This is a genomic window from Ralstonia mannitolilytica (assembly GCF_000954135.1).
GTDB lineage: Bacteria > Pseudomonadota > Gammaproteobacteria > Burkholderiales > Burkholderiaceae > Ralstonia > Ralstonia mannitolilytica.
Map to the genome: position 1 here is coordinate 94,701 of NZ_CP010799.1, position 19,114 is coordinate 113,814.

Sequence of the window (19,114 nt, forward strand, 5' to 3'; positions counted from 1 at the left end):
GGAAGAGCCGGAGGAGAAAACGCGTATCGTAGCGCCGCCCGCATGAACCTGTCCCCACTTTTTTGCTGGCAAACGCTTGCTACTGAACCGCTCACGAATTTGCGCACCGTCAAACCGGCTCGCGGTCCACAGGCGTGCGGCTGCGTCGACTTGATCGCGCGCAAATCGCGTAGGCAACCTCCCCGCGAGACTGGCACCCATCACATCACGAAACGATTGGAGGGAGCGATTCATGGCCTGCGTCCGCCTAGCCGCTGTTGTTGCCACCGCCGGGTTGCTGGCCGGCAGCCTGAGCTCAACCGCGCTTGCACAAAGCACCGACTTGCCGCCAGCCGCCGGCAACTGGATGGTGCGCCTGCGCGCTGTCAACCTGACCGCGGCCAACAAGTCCGACCCCGTGCCGGCGCTCGCCATTCCGGCAGATGCGATCCAGATCAACAACAAGGTGCTGCCGGAACTGGACGTCTCGTACTTCTTCACGCCGAATGTGGCAGCCGAGCTGATCCTGACGTATCCGCAACAGCATGACGTGACGGTCATGCAAAGCGCGCTCGGCGGCCCGACCAAGATCGGCAGCTTCCGCCACCTGCCGCCAATCCTGACGCTGCAGTATCACTTCACGCCCGCGTCGCGCTTCAAGCCGTATGTGGGCGCGGGCATCAACTACACGCGCATCTCAAACGTCGACCTTCACGTTCCGGGCGTCGGCAACTTGGACATGAGCAGGAACAGCATCGGCCCTGCGCTGCAGGTGGGTTTCGACTATCGCCTGACCGAGCGCCTGTACTTCAACGTCGACCTGAAGAAGACATGGATCAGCGCCGACGTGAAGCTGGCCGGGCAGACGATCAGCAAGGTGAAGGTCGACCCCTGGCTGCTGGGCATCGGGCTGGGGTATCGGTTCTGAGGGAGGCGGTCAGCGAACAGACACTGTCCTGATCGACTTTTCCGGCGTGCCGCAGGGGCCGTCGACGGCGGGGGCGCTCGTCGGCGGTGGTTGGCGCGTTGGGCCCGGCATGCGTTGGGGCGGCCGGGCTTTTTTTTCGCTTGCTTTTTCAGCGCGACGGGCGCTCAACGCCCGCCCGATGCCGGCCTCACACCGCATCCACCGCAAAGATGCGGCGATGCTCCTTGATGGCGTAACGGTCCGTCATCCCGGCGATGTAGTGCGCGATCCAGCGCGGCTGCTCTTCGGGCTGGTCCTTGGCTTGGTACTGCGGTGGCAGCAGGCGCGGGTCATCCAGGAAGGCGCCAAACAGGTCTTCGATGATGCGGCGCGCCTTCGCGGCCATGCGCATCACGAGATAGTGGCGGTACAGATTGTCGAACAGGAAGCGCTTGAGCACGCGCGCCTGTTCACGCATCGGTTCGGAAAACGCCACCAGTGCGGGGGCTGCGCGGACGTCGTCGATGCTCTGCGGTCCGGCCGCCGCGATGGCCGCGCGCGTGGTGGCAATGAGATCGACGATCAGCGCGTTGATGATGCGGCGGATCGTCTCGTTGATGAGGCGCCGGCCGCCGACGTCGGGAAACGCCGCCTCCGCTTCGCGCCGATGGACGGTCCACAGCGGCACATCCTCGAGTTGCTCCAGCGTGATCAGCCCCGAGCGCAGGCCGTCGTCGATATCGTGGTTGTTGTAGGCCACCTCATCGGCGAGGTTGGCAAGCTGTGCCTCGAGCGAGGGCTGCTGCCCTTGGAGGAACCGCCGCCCCAGATCGCCGAGCGTGGCCGCATTGTTGCGCGAGCAATGCTTGAGGATGCCCTCGCGCGTCTCGAACGTCAGGTTCAGGCCGTCAAAGCCGCCGTAGCGCTCTTCCAGCCGGTCCACCACCAGCAGGCTCTGCAGGTTGTGCTCGAAACCGCCGTACGGCTTCATGCAATCGTTGAGCGCATCCTGGCCTGCGTGGCCGAACGGCGTGTGGCCCAGGTCGTGCGCGAGCGAGATGGCCTCCACCAGGTCTTCGTTCAGCCGCAGGCTGCGCGCGATCGACCGGGCGATCTGCGCCACCTCAAGGCTGTGCGTCAGGCGCGTGCGAAACAGGTCGCCCTCGTGATTGACGAAGACCTGTGTCTTGTATTCGAGCCGCCGGAAGGCCGTGCTGTGGATGATGCGGTCGCGATCGCGCTGGAACTCGGTGCGCGAGGTGGACGGCGGTTCGGCGTGCACGCGGCCGCGCGACTGCGCCGCATGCGCGGCGTAGGGAGCGAGATGGCCTTCCAGGTCGAACGGCGCGGGCGGCATATCGAGGCGATCGTTCATCGGGCCATCGCTTGCGGCATCAGGCGACCGGCGCCTCGGTCGGCGGCCGCAGCACCGCATGCTGCAGCGTGGCGCGCAGATCGGCATCGGGTACCGTGGTGACGAACGCCTGGCCGAGCTTGCGCAGCAGTACGAACTTGATCTCACCGGCTTCGGCCTTCTTGTCGACGCGCATCAGGTCGATGAAGCGTTCGAGGCCCAGGTCCGGCGCCACGGTGGGCAGGTTGGCCGCACGCGTCAGCGCGGTGATGCGGTTGCGCGTGTCGACGTCGATGAAGCCAAGGCGATGCGACAGGTCGGCCGCCATCACCATGCCGCAGCCGACGGCCTCGCCGTGCAGCCATTCGCCGTAACCCAGGCCGGCCTCGATGGCGTGGCCGAAGGTGTGGCCGAAGTTGAGGATGGCGCGCAGGCCCGATTCACGCTCGTCCTGTGCCACGACCGCAGCCTTGATGCGCACCGAGCCGCGCACGGCTTCGGCCATCAACGCCGCATCGCAGGCGTTGAGGCCGGCGATGTTCCGTTCGATCCAGGCGAAGTAGTCGGCATCGGCAATCGCACCGTGCTTGATGACCTCGGCCATGCCGGCGGCCAGCTCGCGCGGCGGCAACGTGCGCAGCGTGTCGATGTCGGCAAGCACCGCCTGCGGCTGGTGGAATGCGCCGATCATGTTCTTGCCCAGCGGGTGGTTGATGCCCGTCTTGCCGCCCACCGACGAATCGACCTGCGAGAGCAGCGTCGTCGGCACCTGGATGAAGGGCACGCCGCGCATGTAGCAGGCGGCGGCAAAGCCCGTCATGTCGCCGATCACGCCGCCACCCAGCGCGACCAGCGTGGTCTTGCGGTCGGCGCCCGAGGCGAGCAGCGCATCGAAGATGCGATTCAGCGTTTCCCACTTCTTGAACGACTCGCCATCGGGCAGCACAACGGTGTCGACGGCCTTGCCGAGGGAGCGGACGGCCGCCTCGACCTTGGCCGCGTACAGTGGCGCCACCGTTTCGTTGGTGACGATCACGGCACGCGCGCCGCGAATGTGGGGGGCAAACAATTCGGCCTGGGCCAGCAGCCCCGACCCGATATGGATCGGATAGGCGCGATCACCAAGGTCGACATCAACGGTAATCATGACGAGCGGGAGACTTGCGACGGAATGGGGGAACCCGCAGGCGGCGCGACGATGCCGGCCATCTCGAGTTGCATCAGGACCATATTAACAAGCTGGGCGACAGTGGGCTTGCCGGTCTCGATGACGAAGTGCGCCACCTCGCGGTAGAGCGGATCGCGAACCGCATGCAGCTCTTCCAGCCTGGCACGCGGGTTTTCGGTCTGCAGCAGCGGGCGGTTCTTGTCGTGGCGCGTACGCAGATACAGATCGTGCGGATTCGCCCGCAGGTAGATGACCGTGCCGCGCTCGCGCAGGAACGCCCGGTTTTCCGGCCGCAACACTGCGCCGCCGCCGGTGGCCACCACCACCCCCTGGCGCGATGTGAGCTCGTCGATCATGTGCGTCTCGCGGTTGCGGAAGCCGACTTCGCCTTCGTGCTCGAAAATCACCGGCACGCGCACCCCGCAGCGCGCCTCGATCTCATGATCCGAATCGAAGAACGGCAGATCCAGCCGGCGAGCCACGGCGCGCCCGACCGTAGTCTTGCCCGCGCCCATCAGGCCGACGAAAAAAACGTTGGAAACAGACAAAATCGCGTGAAATCAGGAAGTTGTGCCTGATTGTAGTGGCATTTGCCCGCTATCCCGCACAAACCCGGCTGCAGAACACAAAAAAGCCCGGCGCTCCACGAAGGACGCCGGGCTCCGAGGTCGCACGCCCCCGCCGCTGTGTTACTTCAGCGACAGCTGGTCGGACAGCACCCGCGGCGTCAGGAAGACGAGCAGCTCGGTGCGGTTATTGATCTTGTTGGTGCTCTTGAACAGGTTGCCCACCACCGGGATGTCGCCCAGCAGCGGCACCTTGTTCACGTCGGTCCGCTCGTTCTGCGTGTAGATGCCGCCGATCACCACCGTACCGCCGTTCTCGACGAGCACCTGCGTCTGCACGTGCTTGGTGTCGATGGCGAAGCCGTTGGTGGTCTGGATGCCGACGCTGTCCTTGTTGACGTCCACATCCAGAAAGACGTTGCCGTCCGGCGTGATCTTGGGCGTGACCTCCAGCTTCAGGTTGGCCTTCTTGAACGACACCGACGTGGCGCCCGAAGACGTCGCCTGCTGGTACGGGATCTCGGTACCCTGCTCGATCAGCGCCTTGATGTTGTCGGCGGTCACTACGCGCGGGCTCGAGATGATCTTGCCTCGGCCATCGGCTTCCAGCGCGGACAGCTCGAGCGCCAGGAAGCGATTCGCGCCGGCATTGAACAGACTCACCGCCAAACTTGCGGCATTCACGCCGTTAATGCCGTTGGCCGGGAAGCTGATCGCCGGACTGTTGTCCCATTTGGCGTTTTCCGTAATCGGCGACAGCACGTTGGTGTACGAGTTGCCCACGCCGGAACCATTCGTCCGGTTCATGAAGCCCAGCTTGGCGCCCAGGTTGCGGCTGAACGTGTCGTCGGCCTCGACGATGCGTGCCTCGATCATCACCTGGCGCACCGGGATGTCAATCTTCTGGATGAAGGCCTGCACCTCTTCCAGCTTGCTCGGGATGTCGGAAACAAAGAGCTGGTTCGTGCGCAGATCGGCGGTCAGCGAGCCGCGCTTGGACAGGACGCGAGACGTTGCGGCCCCGCCGGCCGCGCCGCCGGCGCCACCAGCAGCGCCGGCGCCCAGCAGCATGTTGCGCACGTCGCCCGCGCTCTGGTAGTTCAGGCGGAACACCTGGCTGCGCAGCGGCTCCAGTTCGGTCACCTGCTGCTGCGACTCGAGTTCGGCCTTCTCTTTCGTGGCCAGCTCACCGCGCGGCGCGACCCACAGCACGTTGCCGTTGCGGCGCGAAGCCAGGCCCTTGGAGTCGAGCACGATCTGCAGGGCCTGATCCCATGGCACGTCCTTCAGCCGCAGGGACAAGGTGCCCGTGACGCTGTCGCTCGTGACGATGTTCAGGTTGGTGAAGTCGGCAAAGACCTGCAGCAGCGAGCGCACGTCGATGTTCTGGAAGTTCAGCGACAGGCGCTCACCGCGGTAGCCCGGGCCAGCGATCAGCTTGTTCGGGTCTTCCTTGGTCGGGCGCACTTCGACCACGAACTGCGTGTCGGTCTGGTACGAGCTGTACTGCCAGTTGCCGCGCGGCTCGATGATCAGACGTGCGCCGGTGCCGTTGTCGGTCGCGCGCATGGCCTGCACGGGCGTACCGAAGTCGCTCACGTCGTAACGGCGGCGCAGCGATTGCGGCAGCGTGGCGCCCACGAAGTCGACCACGAGATTCTGGCCCTGCTGAGCAATGTTGATCGCCGAGTTGGCCGTCGACAGGTCAACGACCACGCGGCCCGCCTGGTCTTCGCCGCGACGGAAATCGACGTTGCGTACGGCCGGACGCTCGGCGCCCGCCGTGGGCGGCGGTGCAGAGAACGTCGGCGCCGGCGCGGCCGAGGCCACGGGCGCGGCCTCCAGCGTCAACACATACTGGTTGCCGCGCACTTCCGACTTGTACTGAGTCTGGCGCACCAGATCGAGCACCACGCGCGTGCGATCGCCGATCTGCACCACGTTGGCCGAGCGCAGCAGCTTGCCGCCATATTGGTAGTTGGCACGGCCCTGTGCGAAACCGGCGCCGAAGAAATCGATGGCGATGCGCGCAGGCTGCTGCGTGCTGAACTCGACCGGCTTCTGCGCCGGCGCGCTCTTGAGCGTGATCGTCACGACGGTGGATTCACCGGCCGTGGCCTGCTCCACCTTCTCGATCGCATTGGCGGCGGCGGCCGCAGCCGGCGCGGCCTGCTGAGCAGCGGCCTGGCCCGCCATGAAAACCCAGCACAGCGCAAGCCATGCCACCGCGCCCCCCCGGGCCACTCGGGCAGCCTGGGACAGGCCGCCCTTCACGAGACGCATCGTCATTGCGCGCCCTCCTGAACTTTCAGGGTCGTCATTTTTTCTTTCCATTCGGTCGTGCCTTCGCGCACCAGCTCACGCAGGGTGAGTTCCTGGTCTCCGATGCGGACGATGCGACCATAGTTTTGTCCGATGTACTGCCCCACATGCACGTGCTGCGTCTTGTCCCCGACAGACAGGACACCTTCCGTCTCGCCATTGCGCTTCATCGTGCCGAGCAGCTTGAAGGCCTCCAGCGGATAGTCTTCCAGCGGCTCGCGACGTCGATTCGGTTCCGGCGATTCGTTCTGGGCTCGCGACAGTTCCGCCACCTTCTGCACGCTGAACGGGTCAGTCTGCCTGGTGGTGGTGTATTCGCGCGGCGCGTAAGGCTTGGGCTGCGGCAGGGGCGGCACCGTGGTGCTGACCTGCTGGCGGGCCTGCTGCATCCATTGCTGCAGCTCCTCGTCTTCACTCGCGCCGCACGCCGTCAGCACGACGGCCAGGCACAGCGGCGACAGGCGCACGAGGTGTGACATGCGGCGGCGGGTCATGGCGTGGCCCTTCATTTGGCGCCCCCCTTGGCGGCAGCAGCAGCCTTGCGTTGCGCGGCCTGCTCGTCGGCGTCGAGCGCACGGTAGGCCTGGGCACGGGCATCCATCACCATGCCACCGTCCTTGGTACCCGTCAGGGAGATGTTCTGCAGCGTGACGATCCGCGACAGCGCGGCCACATCGGCGGCAAACAGCGCCATGTCGTGATAGCGCCCGTTGACCTTCACGGAGATGGGAATCTCTGCGTAGTACGGCTTCACCACCGCGGCGGCCGGACGGAACAGGTCGAACGTCAGCCCGCGGGCGATGCCGGCATGGTTGACGTCGGCCAGCAGCGCGTCCATCTCGGTCTTGTTCGGCAATTGCAGCTCGAGCTTGGCAACGCGCTGCTCCACCTCGGCCTTCTGCTTGCGCAGCGCCTCGAGGTTCACCACCTGCGCGAGCTTGCTCTGGTAAGCGCTCTTGAGCGCCTCCTGCTCGGTGCGCTTCGCATCGCGCTCGTCAAACTTGCCGTTCCAGTACAGTTGCCAGCCCAGCCCGATCACGAGTACGGCGGCCAGAATCATGAACAGGATGCGCGGCGCGGTCGGCCAGGTTTCCGGCTCGTTCAGGTTCAGGCCGCGGAACTGGCTGACCAGTTCTTCCAGGGAAACATCGGTCGTGAGCGCCATGGTCATTTCCTCGCCGCTGCACCGGCCGCACCCGGCTTGGCCGACGCTGCGGGCTCGGCCTTCCACTGGAAGCGGATCGTGAAGTTGAACAGGCGGCGCTGCTCCTTCAGGTTGTTCGTCATCGTGGTGGCGACCGACTCGCCCAGCTCCGCATGATCGAGCCAGGGCACGCCGCCCAGGTTGCGCAGCAGGTCCGAGACGCGCTCGTTCGATTGCGCAATGCCGGAAACGGTGTAGAGATCGCCCTCCTGCTTGAGCGAGGTCAGGTAGATGCCATCCGGCACCTGACGCACCAGTTCCTCGAGCAACTGCACGGGGCGGTTGCGTTCGTTCTGCAGGCTTTCCACGGCCTGCTGGCGCTGCAGCAGATCGTCGATGTCCTTCTTCAGCGTGTTGACCTCGGCGATCTGCTTGTCCATCTCGGCATTCTTCTGCGTGAGAATGTCGTTGATGCGCTGGGCCTCTTCAGTCTGGTGATCGATCACCATGCCGCCCGCCAACACCACCACGGCGCCTGCAGCGGCCGCTGCGGCCAGGCTAATGAAGACTTTCTTGCGCTTGCCGGCACGCCGCTCGGCGTGATACGGCAGCAGGTTGACGCTCGGGAGCGCGCTCGCCACATTGGCGCTTTCGTTGGCCATCGCGCCTCCTTATTGCAGCCCGCGCAGGGCCAGGCCCGCGCTGACGATGTACGCCGGAAGATCACGCTGCAGATAGCGCGCGTTGACGTTCTTGGCCGCGCCCATGTTGGCGAACGGATTGGCCAGCGTCGTATTGATCTGCGTCTGTTGCTGAATGGCCGTCTGCACGCCGAGCAGCGATGCATGGCCGCCCGAGAGCACGATCTCGTCCACGCGGCCGACGCTGGAGGTCGACAGGAAGTTCTGGATCGTCTGGCTGACTTCCATCGCCAGCGTCTCCAGCGATGGCTTGAGCAGCTGGCTGCGGTATTCGTCGGGCAGCGTGTTCTTGCGCTTCTTGACCTCGGCCTTGAGCAGGTCGAGCGAGAACAGGCGCGAGATGCTCTGCGTGAGCTGGTCGCCCGAGCCCGACAGCGGCTGCTCGTACAGCTCCTTCCAGCCCTGGTAGAACAACGCATGCGAGCGAGCGCCGCCCAGATGGAACATCGCCACCACGGGCATGTCGCGCATCTCGGTCTCGGTAGCGTCCGGCTTGACGGCAAGCATGTGCGTCATGGCGCGCTGGATGGCGTTCTCTTCCACATCCATGACGATGGGCTTGAGGCCGGCCATCTCGGCGGCCGTCACGCGCTCCGTCACGCGTTCCGACACCGTGGCCGTCACGCGCACGCCGATGCCGCCCTCGGTTTCGGACGGGCCGATCACCACATAGTCGAAATTGACGTTCTGCGAGGGCGGAAACAGCCGGTTGGCTTCGCTCTCGACCTGCACGAAGAGTTCGTCTTCGGTCAGGTTGTCAGGCAGGCTGACGGTCTGCGATTCCGTCAGGCTCGACGGAATGGCCAGCACGGCATCCTTGCTGCGGATGCCCGCCTTGGCGATGGCACGCTTGAGCGCATTGCCAACCGCATCGATGTTGACCAGATTGCCGTCGGCGACGGCGCTGCGTTCAACCAGCTCGCTGGCGCACTTTTCGAGACGGAAATCTCCCTGTTTGCCGTTGGCGGACAACTCCACCACCTTGACGCTGGAAGACCCGATATCAATCCCGACGATATTGCGGCGCAGCAGGCCGGACAACAAACCCCGTCGCACAGAGACACCCCACCGTTTATAGTTTTTTGAACCCTGGCGCCCGCTGCAAATCCAACGTGCGCCAAAGCCTGCTTAGATTTGCTGCTGGATTCTCACAAAATCCTTTAGATCAGGCAAACGCTCCGGCGGCCCGCCGCGCATTTCGCAGGCACCGGTTCGCAAAGCGTTGTCAAAACCCCACGGTCGGGGGGATACCCCTTTCGCCTGACTTGATTTCCGCTTCGCCTACTTCTAACGGCGGATTCTTCACGGCCTTGAATCCGGGTACGCCGGGCGCACAATCGGCGCGTTACCGGTGCCTGCCGCGCCGCACAAGTGCTGTCCGGGGCGCCGGCGTGACAGGCGTTACGTGCTGTTACGCCCAGGCGTCCGGGGCCCGCGGGGCGCGACGATATAATCGCCGCCACGCTGACAGACACCCCTCGTAATGGCTACTGCCCAAACCAACCCTGCTTCGCCCAAGCCGCCCAAGGCCCGCCGCCCGCTGTGGGCACGCCTGCTGCTCTGGATGTTCGGCCTGTTCGTTGCCATGGGCATCGTCGGGGCGCTGCTGTTGGGCTATGCCCTGCTCGTTGCTGCGCCTAACCTCCCGTCGCTTGACGCCATCACCGATTACCGCCCGAAGATTCCGCTGCGGGTCTACACCGCCGACAACGTCCTCATCGGCGAGTTCGGTGAAGAGCGCCGAAGCTTCGTGCCGATCTCGCAGATGCCCGACGTGATGAAGCGCGCGGTGCTCGCCATCGAAGACGACCGCTTCTATGAACACGGGGGCGTAGACTTCATCGGCGTGCTGCGCGCGGGCCTGGCCAACCTGCACGGCGGGCTCTCGCAGGGCGCGTCGACGATCACCATGCAGGTGGCGCGCAACTTCTTCCTCTCGAGCGAGAAGACGTATACGCGCAAGATCTACGAGATGCTGCTGGCGTACAAGATCGAGGCGAGCCTCTCGAAGGATCAGATCCTCGAGCTGTACATGAACCAGATCTACCTGGGCCAGCGCGCATACGGTTTTGCCAGCGCAGAGCAGATCTACTTCGGCAAGAACATCAAGGACATCACCCTGGCCGAAGCGGCCATGCTGGCCGGCCTGCCGAAGGCGCCGTCGGCGTACAACCCGGTGGTGAACCCCAAGCGCGCCAAGATCCGCCAGGAGTACATCCTGCAGCGCATGCGCGACCTGCACTACATCACTCCGGAGCAGTACGACCAGGCCATCCACGAACAGCTGCCGGTGCGCAGCGAAGGCCATGAGTTCGACGTGCACGCCGAATACGTGGCCGAGATGGTGCGCCAGCTCATGTACGCGCAGTACCGCGAAGAGACCTACACGCGCGGCCTGAACGTCTACACCACGATCCGCAAGGGCGATCAGGAAGTGGCCTACCAATCGGTGCGGCGCGGCATTCTCGATTACGAACGCCGCCACGGCTACCGCGGCCCCGAGGCGTTCATCGACCTGCCCACCGATCCTGAAGAGCGCGAGCAGGCGATCGACGATGCGCTGCTCGACCACCCGAACAGCGACGATCTGCAGTCGGCCGTGGTGGTGAGCGTGTCACCCAAGCTCGTGCGTGCCACCATGCTGACCGGTGAGACGATCGACGTGTCTGGCGACGGCCTGCGGTTTGCGCAGGCGGCGTTGTCGAACAACGCGCAGCCGAAGATCAAGCTGCGCCCGGGCGCGGTGATCCGCGTGATCCAGGATGCCAAGACGCAGAAGTGGTCGATCACGCAGCTGCCGGAAGTGGCGTCGGGCTTCATTTCGCTGGACCCGCAAACCGGCGCGATCTATTCGATGGTCGGCGGCTTCGATTTCAACCGCAGCAAGTTCAACCACGTCACGCAGGCCTGGCGCCAGCCGGGTTCGAGCTTCAAGCCGTTCATCTACTCGGCAGCGGTGGACAAGGGCTTCTCGCCGTCCACGGTGATCAACGACGCACCGCTGTCGATCCCGACCGGCGACACCGGTGGCCAGGTCTGGGAGCCGAAGAACTACGGCGGCGGCTACGATGGCCCGATGACCATGCGCCGCGCGCTGCAGAAGTCGAAGAACCTGGTGTCGGTGCGGATCCTGCGTGCGATCGGCACGCAGTATGCGCAGCAGTACATCACCCGCTTCGGCTTCGAGGCCGACAAGCACCCGGCCTACCTGCCGATGGCCCTCGGTGCCGGCTCGGTGACGATGCTGCAGATGGCCGGCGCGTATTCGGTGTTCGCCAACGGCGGCTACCGCGTGAACCCGTACATCATCGACCGCGTGGAGGACGCACGCGGCACGGTCATCCAGCAGGCGCACCCGATGACGGCCGGCAAGGACGCCGTGCGCGTGATCGACCCGCGCAACGACTTCATCATGGATTCGTTGCTGCGCAGCGTCGTGTCGAGCGGCACGGGCTATCAGGCCAAGCTCAAGCTCGGCCGCAACGACATGGCGGGCAAGACCGGGACGACGAACGACTCGTTCGACGCCTGGTTCTGCGGCTACACACCCAAGCTGGTCGGCGTGTCGTGGATGGGCTACGACAACCCGCGCAGCCTGGGCGACCGTGAAACGGGCGGCGGCCTGGCCCTGCCGATCTGGATCAACTACATGAGCTACGCGCTCAAGGGCCAGCCCGAGATGGACCGCCAGCCGCCCGAAGGCGTCGTGCAGATGGCCGGCGACTGGGCCTACGAGGAATACGCCAACGGCCAGGGCATCGCCTCGGTCGGCCTGGGCGACGCATTGCCGGGGACGCAGGCACCGGGCGGCGACCAGCCGCAATCCCAACAGCCGGGCATCAACCTGGCGCCGACGCCGGAGCAGGAGAAGCAACGCATCCTCGATATGTTCCGCGGCAACTGAATCCGTCCGCCACGAAAAAGCCGCCCTTCTGGGCGGCTTTTCTTTTGCGAGGATCGAAGATGCGCAGTGCTTACCTGGCGGCCAGCGTCACATCGACCTCGCATTGCTGGCTCACGTAGCGCGACAGTGCGACGTACAGGTCTTCACCACTGCGCGTGTCGACCCAGCGGCCATCGTTGCGACGGAAGTGAAAGCCGCCCGCACGCGCCGCCACCCACAACTCCTGCATCGGTGCCTGGCTGTTGATGATGATCTTCGAGCCGTCGTCGAACGCGAGCGTCAGCACGTTGCCTTCGCGGGTGACGTCGATGTCGGCATCCGCCTCATCGGCGGCGCTCTCGACAAGGCTTTCGATGTGGTCCAGCTCGGCCTTGGCCAGCGCCAGGAACTCCGATTCGCTCAGGGGGGGCATGCTACACTCCAAAATCTTGCGCGGCGGCTGTTCCGGCGCCGCTGGGCGCCCCGCCTCTTGTGATTCCGACCGCCGCAAGGCCGCAGCCTTGGGGCTCTTTCCGCACCATCTCCGATGATACGAACCGCCGCCATTGTAGCCACTGTCGGCCTGACCCTGACGGCCGCAGGCCTATCCGGCTGTGGGATCCGTGGTCCGCTGTACATGCCGAAGGTGCCACCCGCGCAGACGGCCCCGCAAACCCCCGACCCGGGCATCGCCGGCCCCAACGCGGTGCCGCAGCCGCCCGTGCCGGGGGCCAAACCCGCCGACGCGGCCAGCGCCGTGCCGGCAAACCGCTGACCCCGCATCCTCGCTCAACCGGCGCTGCTGCCCGCAACGGCGCCACCCTCGTTGCCCATCCATGTCCGAGTCCCTGATCCGCCAGGCTGGCGTCCTGATGATCGAAGGCGTCGCGCTCGACGCGATTGCCGCCCAGTTTGGCACGCCTACCTACGTGTATTCGCGCGCCGCGCTCACCGCCAACTACCGCGCGTACGCCGCGGCCTGCGAGGGCCGCAATGCCCACGTGCAGTACGCGATGAAGGCGAACTCGAACCTGGCCGTGCTGCAGGTGTTCGCTCAGCTCGGCGCCGGTTTCGACATCGTCTCGTCGGGCGAACTCAAGCGCGTGCTGGCCGCCGGTGCACCGGCATCGAAGGTCGTGTTCTCGGGCGTGGGCAAGAGCGCGGACGAAATGCGCTTCGCGCTGGAAGCCGGCGTGGCCTGCTTCAACGTCGAATCCATTCCAGAGCTGCACCGCCTGAACGACGTAGCCGGCTCGATGGGCAAGGCCGCGCCCGTGTCGCTGCGCATCAACCCGGACGTGGACGCCAAGACGCACCCGTACATCTCGACGGGCCTGAAGGGGAACAAGTTTGGCGTGGCCTTCGACGAGGTGCTGCCGACGTACCGCGCCGCCGCGGCCATGCCGAACCTGCGCGTCGTCGGCATCGACTGCCACATCGGCTCGCAGATCACCGAGGTCTCGCCGTACCTCGATGCGCTGGACAAGGTGCTCGACGTGGTGGCCAAACTCGACGCCGACGGCATCCGCCTGTCGCACATCGACGTGGGCGGCGGTCTGGGCATCACCTACACCGATGAGACGCCGCCGGACATCACCGCGTTTGCCCGCACGCTGCTCGACCGCATCGAGCAGCGCGGCTTTGGCGACCGCACCGTGCTGTTCGAGCCCGGCCGCTCTCTGGTGGGCAATGCCGGCCTGCTGCTCACGCGCGTCGAATACCTCAAGCCCGGCGCGAGCAAGAACTTCTGCATCGTCGATGCGGCCATGAACGACCTTGCCCGCCCGGCGATGTACGAGGCGTATCACCACATCGTGCCGGTGCGCGAAGGCGAAAGCGCGCCGGTCATGTACGACGTGGTTGGCCCGGTCTGCGAATCGGGCGACTGGCTGGGCCGCGACCGGTCGCTGGCCGTGCAGTCGGGCGACCTGCTGGCCGTCCTGTCGGCCGGCGCGTACGGCTTCACGATGAGCTCAAACTACAACACGCGCAATCGCGCCGCAGAGGTGATCGTCGATGGCGACAAGGTGCACCTGGTGCGCGAGCGCGAGCGCTTTGAAGACCTGATCCGCGGCGAGCATCTGCTGCCGGCATAAGCCAGCGTCATCGCACAAAAAAGCCGCGAACATCCGCGGCTTTTTTCACGTGCGTTGCATGCGGCTCAATCGCGCGCCGGCATCGTGCGCGGCATGGCGCTCTGCCGCGACCCACGCCACGCCCACCACAGGCGCAACCCCAAGACCACGGCCATCACCGCGGCGTAGATCGACACCTCGGCAAAGTCGTTCTTGCCCGCCTTGTGCCACCAGTAATGCAGGATGCCGAGCACGCCTGTCGCATACACCAGCCGGTGCAGCCATTGCCAGCGCTTGCCGCCGAGCCGGCGGACCATGGCGTTGGTCGACGTGGCCGCGAGCGGGACCATCAGCACGAAGGCGGTAAAGCCGACGGTGATGAACGGCCGCTTGCCGATGTCCTTGAGCATCGATGCCGGATCGAGCCCGCGGTCGACCACCAGCCAGATCAGGAAGTGCAGCGTGCCGTAGAAGAACGTGTAAAGCCCCAGCATGCGGCGCAGGCGGATCAGCCAGTTCATGCCTGTCAGCCGGCGCAGCGGTGTGACGGCCAGCGTGCAGCACAGCAGCACCAGCGTCCATGTGCCGGTCGACCGCGTGACGAACTCCAGCGGGTTCGGCCCGAACTGGTCGGTCGCGCCCAGGAAGACGATGCGCAGAAACGGCACAAGCGCGGCCAGCCACACGGCGATCTTCACCACGCGCTGCGACGTGGGCGACAGCATGGACGGCAAATGCATCATCGCTGCCTCAGAAGTTCTTGCGAAGATCCATGCCGGCATACAGCGGCGCGACCTGGTCGTAGCCGTTGAACATCAGCGTCTTGCGCTTGGGCGCGAACAGGCCGCCGAAGCCGCCCTTGTCTTCGCCGATGCGGCGCTCGGTGGCCTGGCTCCATCGCGGGTGGTCCACGGTCGGGTTCACGTTGGAATAAAAGCCATACTCGTTGGCCGCAGCGATGTTCCAGCTGGTGGGCGGCTGCTTGTCGACAAAGCGGATCTTGACGATGGACTTGGCGCTCTTGAAGCCGTACTTCCACGGCACGATCACGCGCACCGGCGCGCCGTTCTGGTTCGGCAGCACCTGGCCGTAGAGACCGAAGGTCAGCAACGTCAGCGGGTGCATGGCCTCGTCCAGGCGCAGGCCTTCGCTGTACGGCCATTCCAGCACCGGGCTGCCGATGCCGGGCATCTGCCGCTTGTCGGCCAGCGAGATGAACTGGATGTACTTGGCGCTGCCCTGCGGCTCCACGCGCTTGATGAGTTCGGCCAGCGGAAAGCCGACCCAAGGAATCACCATCGACCACCCTTCGACACAGCGCAGGCGGTAGACGCGCTCCTCCATCGGGGCGAATTTCGTCAGGTCGTCCAGATCGTACGTCTTGGGCGTCTTCACCAGGCCCTCCACGCTGACCTGCCACGGGCGCGGGCGCAGCGTGCCGGCATAGCGCGCCGGGTCGGATTTGTCCGTTCCGAATTCGTAGAAGTTGTTGTACGTCGTAACCTCGTCGTAGGGCGTGGGCTTTTCGACGGTGGTGTAGGCGGGGTTCGGCTTGGCCGGCAGTTTGGCCAGCGGAGGATTGGCCGCGAAGGCCTCCCGCGATGTCCAGGGCGCCAGCGCTGCGCCCGCGGCGCCCATGGCTGCGGCGGCCAGGATGCGCCGCCGCTGCTCGAAGATAGGCTGCGGCGTGATTTCGCTGGCGGGAATGTCATCGCCGCGCAGCCAGCGATCGGTCTTGATCAGCATGATGGGTCCTCGTTATGCGGGGAGGGTCGCCCTCCCTGTCCGTTGGTCGTGCGCCTGCCGCCGACCTGACAGCGCATCGCAAAAAAAAAACTGCACTATTTCCTGCCGCCCGTCGGCCCGGTGAACTCGCTGTACTGCCGGTAGACCGCCTGTGCCACCTCCAGCAGTTGCGTGCGCGCGAGCGGGCCCGAGACCGCAAACCCCAGGCCGTGATCCGCCCAGTAGAACGCCATGGGGGGGGGATGATCCACGGCCGGCTGAAGCGCCCGCAGCACACGGTTGTCCGGGGGGAGGGTTTCGAGCCGGAAGCCGGTGTCGCGGTTGTTCGGCATGCGCCGCAACTGCACGGAAATGCGCACCCCGCCCGGCCCTTCGTACATCAGCATGGCGGTGGGCGCATCGGCCACCACCGTCTGGCGGCCGCCGATGAGGCGGTAGCCCAACGAGGTGAGGTCGGGAATGTGCAGCTGCGCATCGAGCCGCCGTGAGAGCCACGTGACGAGATGCGCTTCTTCGTCGGCGGGCACCTCCACCACGTGTTTCGACTCGGGGGAAAAGACAACGTGCGACACCAGCGCGTCGTTGGCGAAACGCTGCATCGGCACGGTGACTTCCGCAACACCCCGACTGAACCAGCCCGCTGCGGCCCCGATGGTCATGCATGCCACGCCGAGGGCCAACGTGCTCCATCCACGCAGTGCGCCAAAGCCCGCAGTGGGCTGCCGCCGTGCCGCAGCCTGGATCGCGGCCGGAATCCGCCGCGGCGGCACGGGTTCGTTGAGCAGCGGGTCAAGCGCGCGATGGAGGTCGGCGTTCATCGCCCGCCACCGCGCCACCTCTGCGGCGGCGTCCGCATGGGCGGCCAGATACGCCTCCACCGCGGCGCGGCGTGTGGCCGGCAAGCGCCCGTCTGCGTAGGCGTGGAGTTCGTCGATGTGAATGTCGGCAGACATGGCTCGCCTCACTTCACACGGTGCAGCGCAGCGCCGCCACCCGCCGGCTGGGATGCCGCAGGGGTGCCGTCGAGTGCCACGCGCATGCGCTCGCGCGCCCGCGACAGGCGCGACATCACCGTACCCACTGGTACACCGAGCACGTCGGCAGCTTCCTTGTAGGCGAACTGCTCCAACCCGACGAGCAGCAGTACAGCACGCTGCTCTTCCGGCAAGGTGGCCAGCGCGCGCAGCAGATCGCGGCGCAGGCCCGGGTTGTCGTCGACGGCAATATCGGGCGGCGCGTCGGTCAGCTCGATCCGATCCGGCCGGCGCACGGCGTTCAGGTGCAAGCGATGCATGATGGTCAGCAACCACGCGAATAGCCCGTCGCTCTCGTCCGTGGCACCCAGCCGGGGACGCAACTGGAAGCGCCACCGATAACGCCAGGCGCGCTCCAGCGTGTCCTGGACGAGGTCATCGGCGCGGCTTGCCTCGCCGGCCAGGCCGCGCGCATGACGGCGCAGGCGCGGCGTCAGCGCGATCAGGCGGCCGGCGAGGTCGGTCATGGGCGCGCAGCCGGCAGACGATTACGGCTTGGCGACGTGCCAGACGTTCAGGACGCCGTCTCCGGTCTGGTCGCCGGGCATCTTGTCCTTGGCAAACAGATAGAGCGGCTTGCCGCGGTAGGCCCACTGCTGCTTGCCGTCGTCGCGGGTGACGATGGTGTAGTCGCCGGAGGGCTTGTCCGCGCTGTTGGCGGCCAGCGGCGGCCAGTTGTTGGCGCAGTTGCCGTTGCACGCGCTCTTGCCGGCCGTGGTGTCGCGGTCGAACGTGTAGAGCGTCATGCCATGCTCGTCGGTGAGCGTGCCGTTGGTCACCTTGACGGCGGTCGGCGTGGAGGACGCTCCCATGCCCATGCTGGCGCAACCCGCCAGACCAAGCGCGGAAAGCGACACGAGCATCACCGCACCGGCCGAGGCCATGCGCGGACGGAACAATGCGGGGAAAGTTGCGGACTGGCTCATCTTGTTCTCCTTGGTGGAGGGGCGCCGGAAAGGGGACAACCGAGGCGCCCTCACAGAGCAGTAAACACGCCAGGCGCGTCCTTATTCCAGTCCGCTGAGGATTTTTCGTGGCTTACAGCTCGCCGTAGCTGTGCAGGCCCGACAGGAACATGTTGACCCCCAGGAAGGCGAACGTCGTGACGAGCAGGCCAATCAGCGCCCACCACGCCGCCATGCGGCCGCGTAGGCCCTTCATCAGCCGCATGTGCAGCCACGCGGCGTAGTTCAGCCACACGATCAGCGCCCACGTCTCCTTCGGATCCCAGCTCCAGTATCCGCCCCACGCATCGGCAGCCCACAGCGCGCCCAGGATCGTGGCAATGGTGAAGAACGCGAAGCCCACGGTGATGGCCTTGTACATCACGTCGTCCAGCACCTCCAGCGAGGGCAGGCGATCGAGCAGGATGCCGTGCTCCTTGAGCAGGTACGCGGAACCGACCATGGCCGCCAAGGCAAACGTGCCATAGCCGATGAAATTGGCGGGCACGTGGATCTTCATCCACCAGCTCTGCAGCGCCGGCACCAGCGGTTGGATCTCCTGCGCGCCGCGCGACACGGTGTACCAGAGCAGGAAGCCCACCGCGGCCGACACCACGAGCATCACGAACGGCCCGAGCGCGCGCGTCTTGTAGCGCTGCTCGTAATACAGATAGAACAGCGAGGTGATCAGCGTGAAGAGGATGAACACCTCATACAGGTTCGAGATCGGGATGTGGCCGATATCCGCACCCACCAGATACGACTCATACCAGCGCACCAGCATGCCCGTCAGGCCGAGCACCACCGCCGCCCAGCACAGCTTGCTGCCGATGGCGCCGCCGGCTTCCCAACGCAGCACGAGCCCGGCCCAGAAGAACAGCGTCGAGAGGAAGATCAGCGCGCTCATCCATAAGATGGCCGACTGGCTGGCGAGGAAATACTTGAGGAAGAAAGCGTGGTCGGCGCGCGCAAGCTCAGGGCCATTGGCGCCGCTGTACTGTGAGATGCCGAATAGCGCCAGCACCGCGATGCCGATCATCAAGGCACGCACCGGCTTCCACGTCCAGCCCAGCCATGCGAAGGCGGGGACGGCAGCGGCGAGGATTCCACGCTCGTAGCCATCCATATAGTTGCCGTAGCGCGAGAAGGCGTAGCCGGCGCCGGCAGCCAGCAGCACCGCGAACAGCCAGTCGAACCAGCCCAGGCGGCGAAAATACGACGGCCGCTGCAACGCACCAAGATCGGCGCGCGTCACGGAGGTTTGGGGAGGAGTGGTCGCTTCCATCGCCTG

General features: G+C 65.7%; 19 protein-coding genes. 4 read left to right on the forward strand and 15 right to left on the reverse strand.

All coding sequences use genetic code 11. The annotated features are described in order from the left end of the window. Window positions 1-232: 232 nt before the first annotated feature. Window positions 233-907, forward strand: coding sequence for an OmpW/AlkL family protein (locus TK49_RS00475; RefSeq protein ID WP_045785014.1), 675 nt, complete (start codon window positions 233-235; stop codon window positions 905-907). Window positions 908-1,094: 187 nt separating this feature from the next. Here TK49_RS00475 and TK49_RS00480 read toward each other — a convergent pair whose 3' ends face one another. The 8 genes from TK49_RS00480 to pilM all read right to left on the reverse strand — a co-directional run bounded on the left by TK49_RS00480 (window position 1,095) and on the right by pilM (window position 9,182). Then, the gene (locus TK49_RS00480; protein ID WP_045785015.1) at window positions 1,095-2,261 is read right to left on the reverse strand and encodes a deoxyguanosinetriphosphate triphosphohydrolase; all 1,167 of its coding nucleotides are present in this window, start codon (window positions 2,259-2,261) and stop codon (window positions 1,095-1,097) included. 19 nt (window positions 2,262-2,280) lie between these two features. Next, window positions 2,281-3,387, reverse strand: coding sequence for a 3-dehydroquinate synthase (gene aroB, locus TK49_RS00485; RefSeq protein WP_045785016.1), 1,107 nt, complete (start codon window positions 3,385-3,387; stop codon window positions 2,281-2,283). Further along, window positions 3,384-3,956, reverse strand: a complete 573-nt coding sequence (locus TK49_RS00490) for a shikimate kinase (protein ID WP_180964246.1) — start codon at window positions 3,954-3,956, stop codon at window positions 3,384-3,386. Before TK49_RS00490 ends, aroB begins: the two co-directional genes overlap by 4 nt. A 141-nt stretch (window positions 3,957-4,097) precedes the next feature. Continuing rightward, complete coding sequence (gene pilQ / locus TK49_RS00495; protein ID WP_276203705.1) at window positions 4,098-6,257, reverse strand: temperature dependent type IV pilus secretin PilQ; 2,160 nt, start codon at window positions 6,255-6,257, stop codon at window positions 4,098-4,100. A 2-nt stretch (window positions 6,258-6,259) separates the two neighbouring features. Next, window positions 6,260-6,805 carry a pilus assembly protein PilP gene (locus TK49_RS00500; protein WP_045785019.1) on the reverse strand — a complete coding sequence of 182 codons (546 nt, stop codon included), beginning with the start codon at window positions 6,803-6,805 and terminating at the stop codon, window positions 6,260-6,262. Further along, window positions 6,802-7,461, reverse strand: a complete 660-nt coding sequence (locus TK49_RS00505) for a type IV pilus inner membrane component PilO (RefSeq protein ID WP_045785020.1) — start codon at window positions 7,459-7,461, stop codon at window positions 6,802-6,804. Before TK49_RS00505 ends, TK49_RS00500 begins: the two co-directional genes overlap by 4 nt. A gap of 2 nt (window positions 7,462-7,463) precedes the next feature. Continuing rightward, window positions 7,464-8,102: a PilN domain-containing protein gene (locus TK49_RS00510; protein ID WP_045785021.1), complete on the reverse strand. Its 639-nt coding sequence runs from the start codon at window positions 8,100-8,102 to the stop codon at window positions 7,464-7,466. A gap of 9 nt (window positions 8,103-8,111) precedes the next feature. Then, a complete protein-coding gene (gene pilM / locus TK49_RS00515) occupies window positions 8,112-9,182 on the reverse strand; it encodes a type IV pilus biogenesis protein PilM (RefSeq protein WP_180964262.1) in 1,071 nt (356 codons plus the stop codon). Window positions 9,183-9,624: 442 nt separating this feature from the next. Here pilM and TK49_RS00520 point away from each other — a divergent pair, with 442 nt between their 5' ends. Next, window positions 9,625-12,045 carry a penicillin-binding protein 1A gene (locus tag TK49_RS00520; protein ID WP_045785023.1) on the forward strand — a complete coding sequence of 807 codons (2,421 nt, stop codon included), beginning with the start codon at window positions 9,625-9,627 and terminating at the stop codon, window positions 12,043-12,045. Window positions 12,046-12,115: 70 nt separating this feature from the next. Here the strand turns inward: TK49_RS00520 and cyaY are convergent, their stop codons facing one another. Beyond that, window positions 12,116-12,457, reverse strand: a complete 342-nt coding sequence (cyaY, locus tag TK49_RS00525; RefSeq protein ID WP_045785024.1) for an iron donor protein CyaY — start codon at window positions 12,455-12,457, stop codon at window positions 12,116-12,118. A 114-nt stretch (window positions 12,458-12,571) separates the two neighbouring features. Here cyaY and lptM point away from each other — a divergent pair, with 114 nt between their 5' ends. Together lptM and lysA are read left to right on the forward strand one after the other, a co-directional pair. Next, window positions 12,572-12,799: an LPS translocon maturation chaperone LptM gene (gene lptM / locus TK49_RS00530; RefSeq protein WP_045785025.1), complete on the forward strand. Its 228-nt coding sequence runs from the start codon at window positions 12,572-12,574 to the stop codon at window positions 12,797-12,799. A 61-nt stretch (window positions 12,800-12,860) separates the two neighbouring features. Next, on the forward strand, window positions 12,861-14,120 hold the full coding sequence (lysA, locus tag TK49_RS00535; RefSeq protein WP_045785026.1) for a diaminopimelate decarboxylase: 1,260 nt from the start codon (window positions 12,861-12,863) through the stop codon (window positions 14,118-14,120). Between the two features lie 65 nt (window positions 14,121-14,185). On the opposite strand, the gene msrQ is transcribed toward lysA, so the two are convergent. The 6 genes from msrQ to ccsB form a co-directional block, all read right to left on the reverse strand. Beyond that, a complete protein-coding gene (gene msrQ, locus TK49_RS00540) occupies window positions 14,186-14,842 on the reverse strand; it encodes a protein-methionine-sulfoxide reductase heme-binding subunit MsrQ (protein ID WP_045785027.1) in 657 nt (218 codons plus the stop codon). Between the two features lie 7 nt (window positions 14,843-14,849). Then, a complete protein-coding gene (gene msrP, locus TK49_RS00545; protein WP_045785028.1) occupies window positions 14,850-15,845 on the reverse strand; it encodes a protein-methionine-sulfoxide reductase catalytic subunit MsrP in 996 nt (331 codons plus the stop codon). Window positions 15,846-15,940: 95 nt separating this feature from the next. Beyond that, entirely contained in the window at window positions 15,941-16,798 is an 858-nt protein-coding gene (locus TK49_RS00550) for an anti-sigma factor family protein (protein WP_045785029.1), read from the reverse strand. A gap of 8 nt (window positions 16,799-16,806) precedes the next feature. Continuing rightward, window positions 16,807-17,346, reverse strand: coding sequence for an RNA polymerase sigma factor (locus tag TK49_RS00555; RefSeq protein ID WP_045785030.1), 540 nt, complete (start codon window positions 17,344-17,346; stop codon window positions 16,807-16,809). A 21-nt stretch (window positions 17,347-17,367) separates the two neighbouring features. Further along, entirely contained in the window at window positions 17,368-17,805 is a 438-nt protein-coding gene (locus TK49_RS00560) for a COG4315 family predicted lipoprotein (protein ID WP_045785031.1), read from the reverse strand. 112 nt (window positions 17,806-17,917) lie between these two features. After that, on the reverse strand, window positions 17,918-19,108 hold the full coding sequence (ccsB, locus tag TK49_RS00565; protein ID WP_045785032.1) for a c-type cytochrome biogenesis protein CcsB: 1,191 nt from the start codon (window positions 19,106-19,108) through the stop codon (window positions 17,918-17,920). Between the last annotated feature and the right edge of the window lie 6 nt (window positions 19,109-19,114).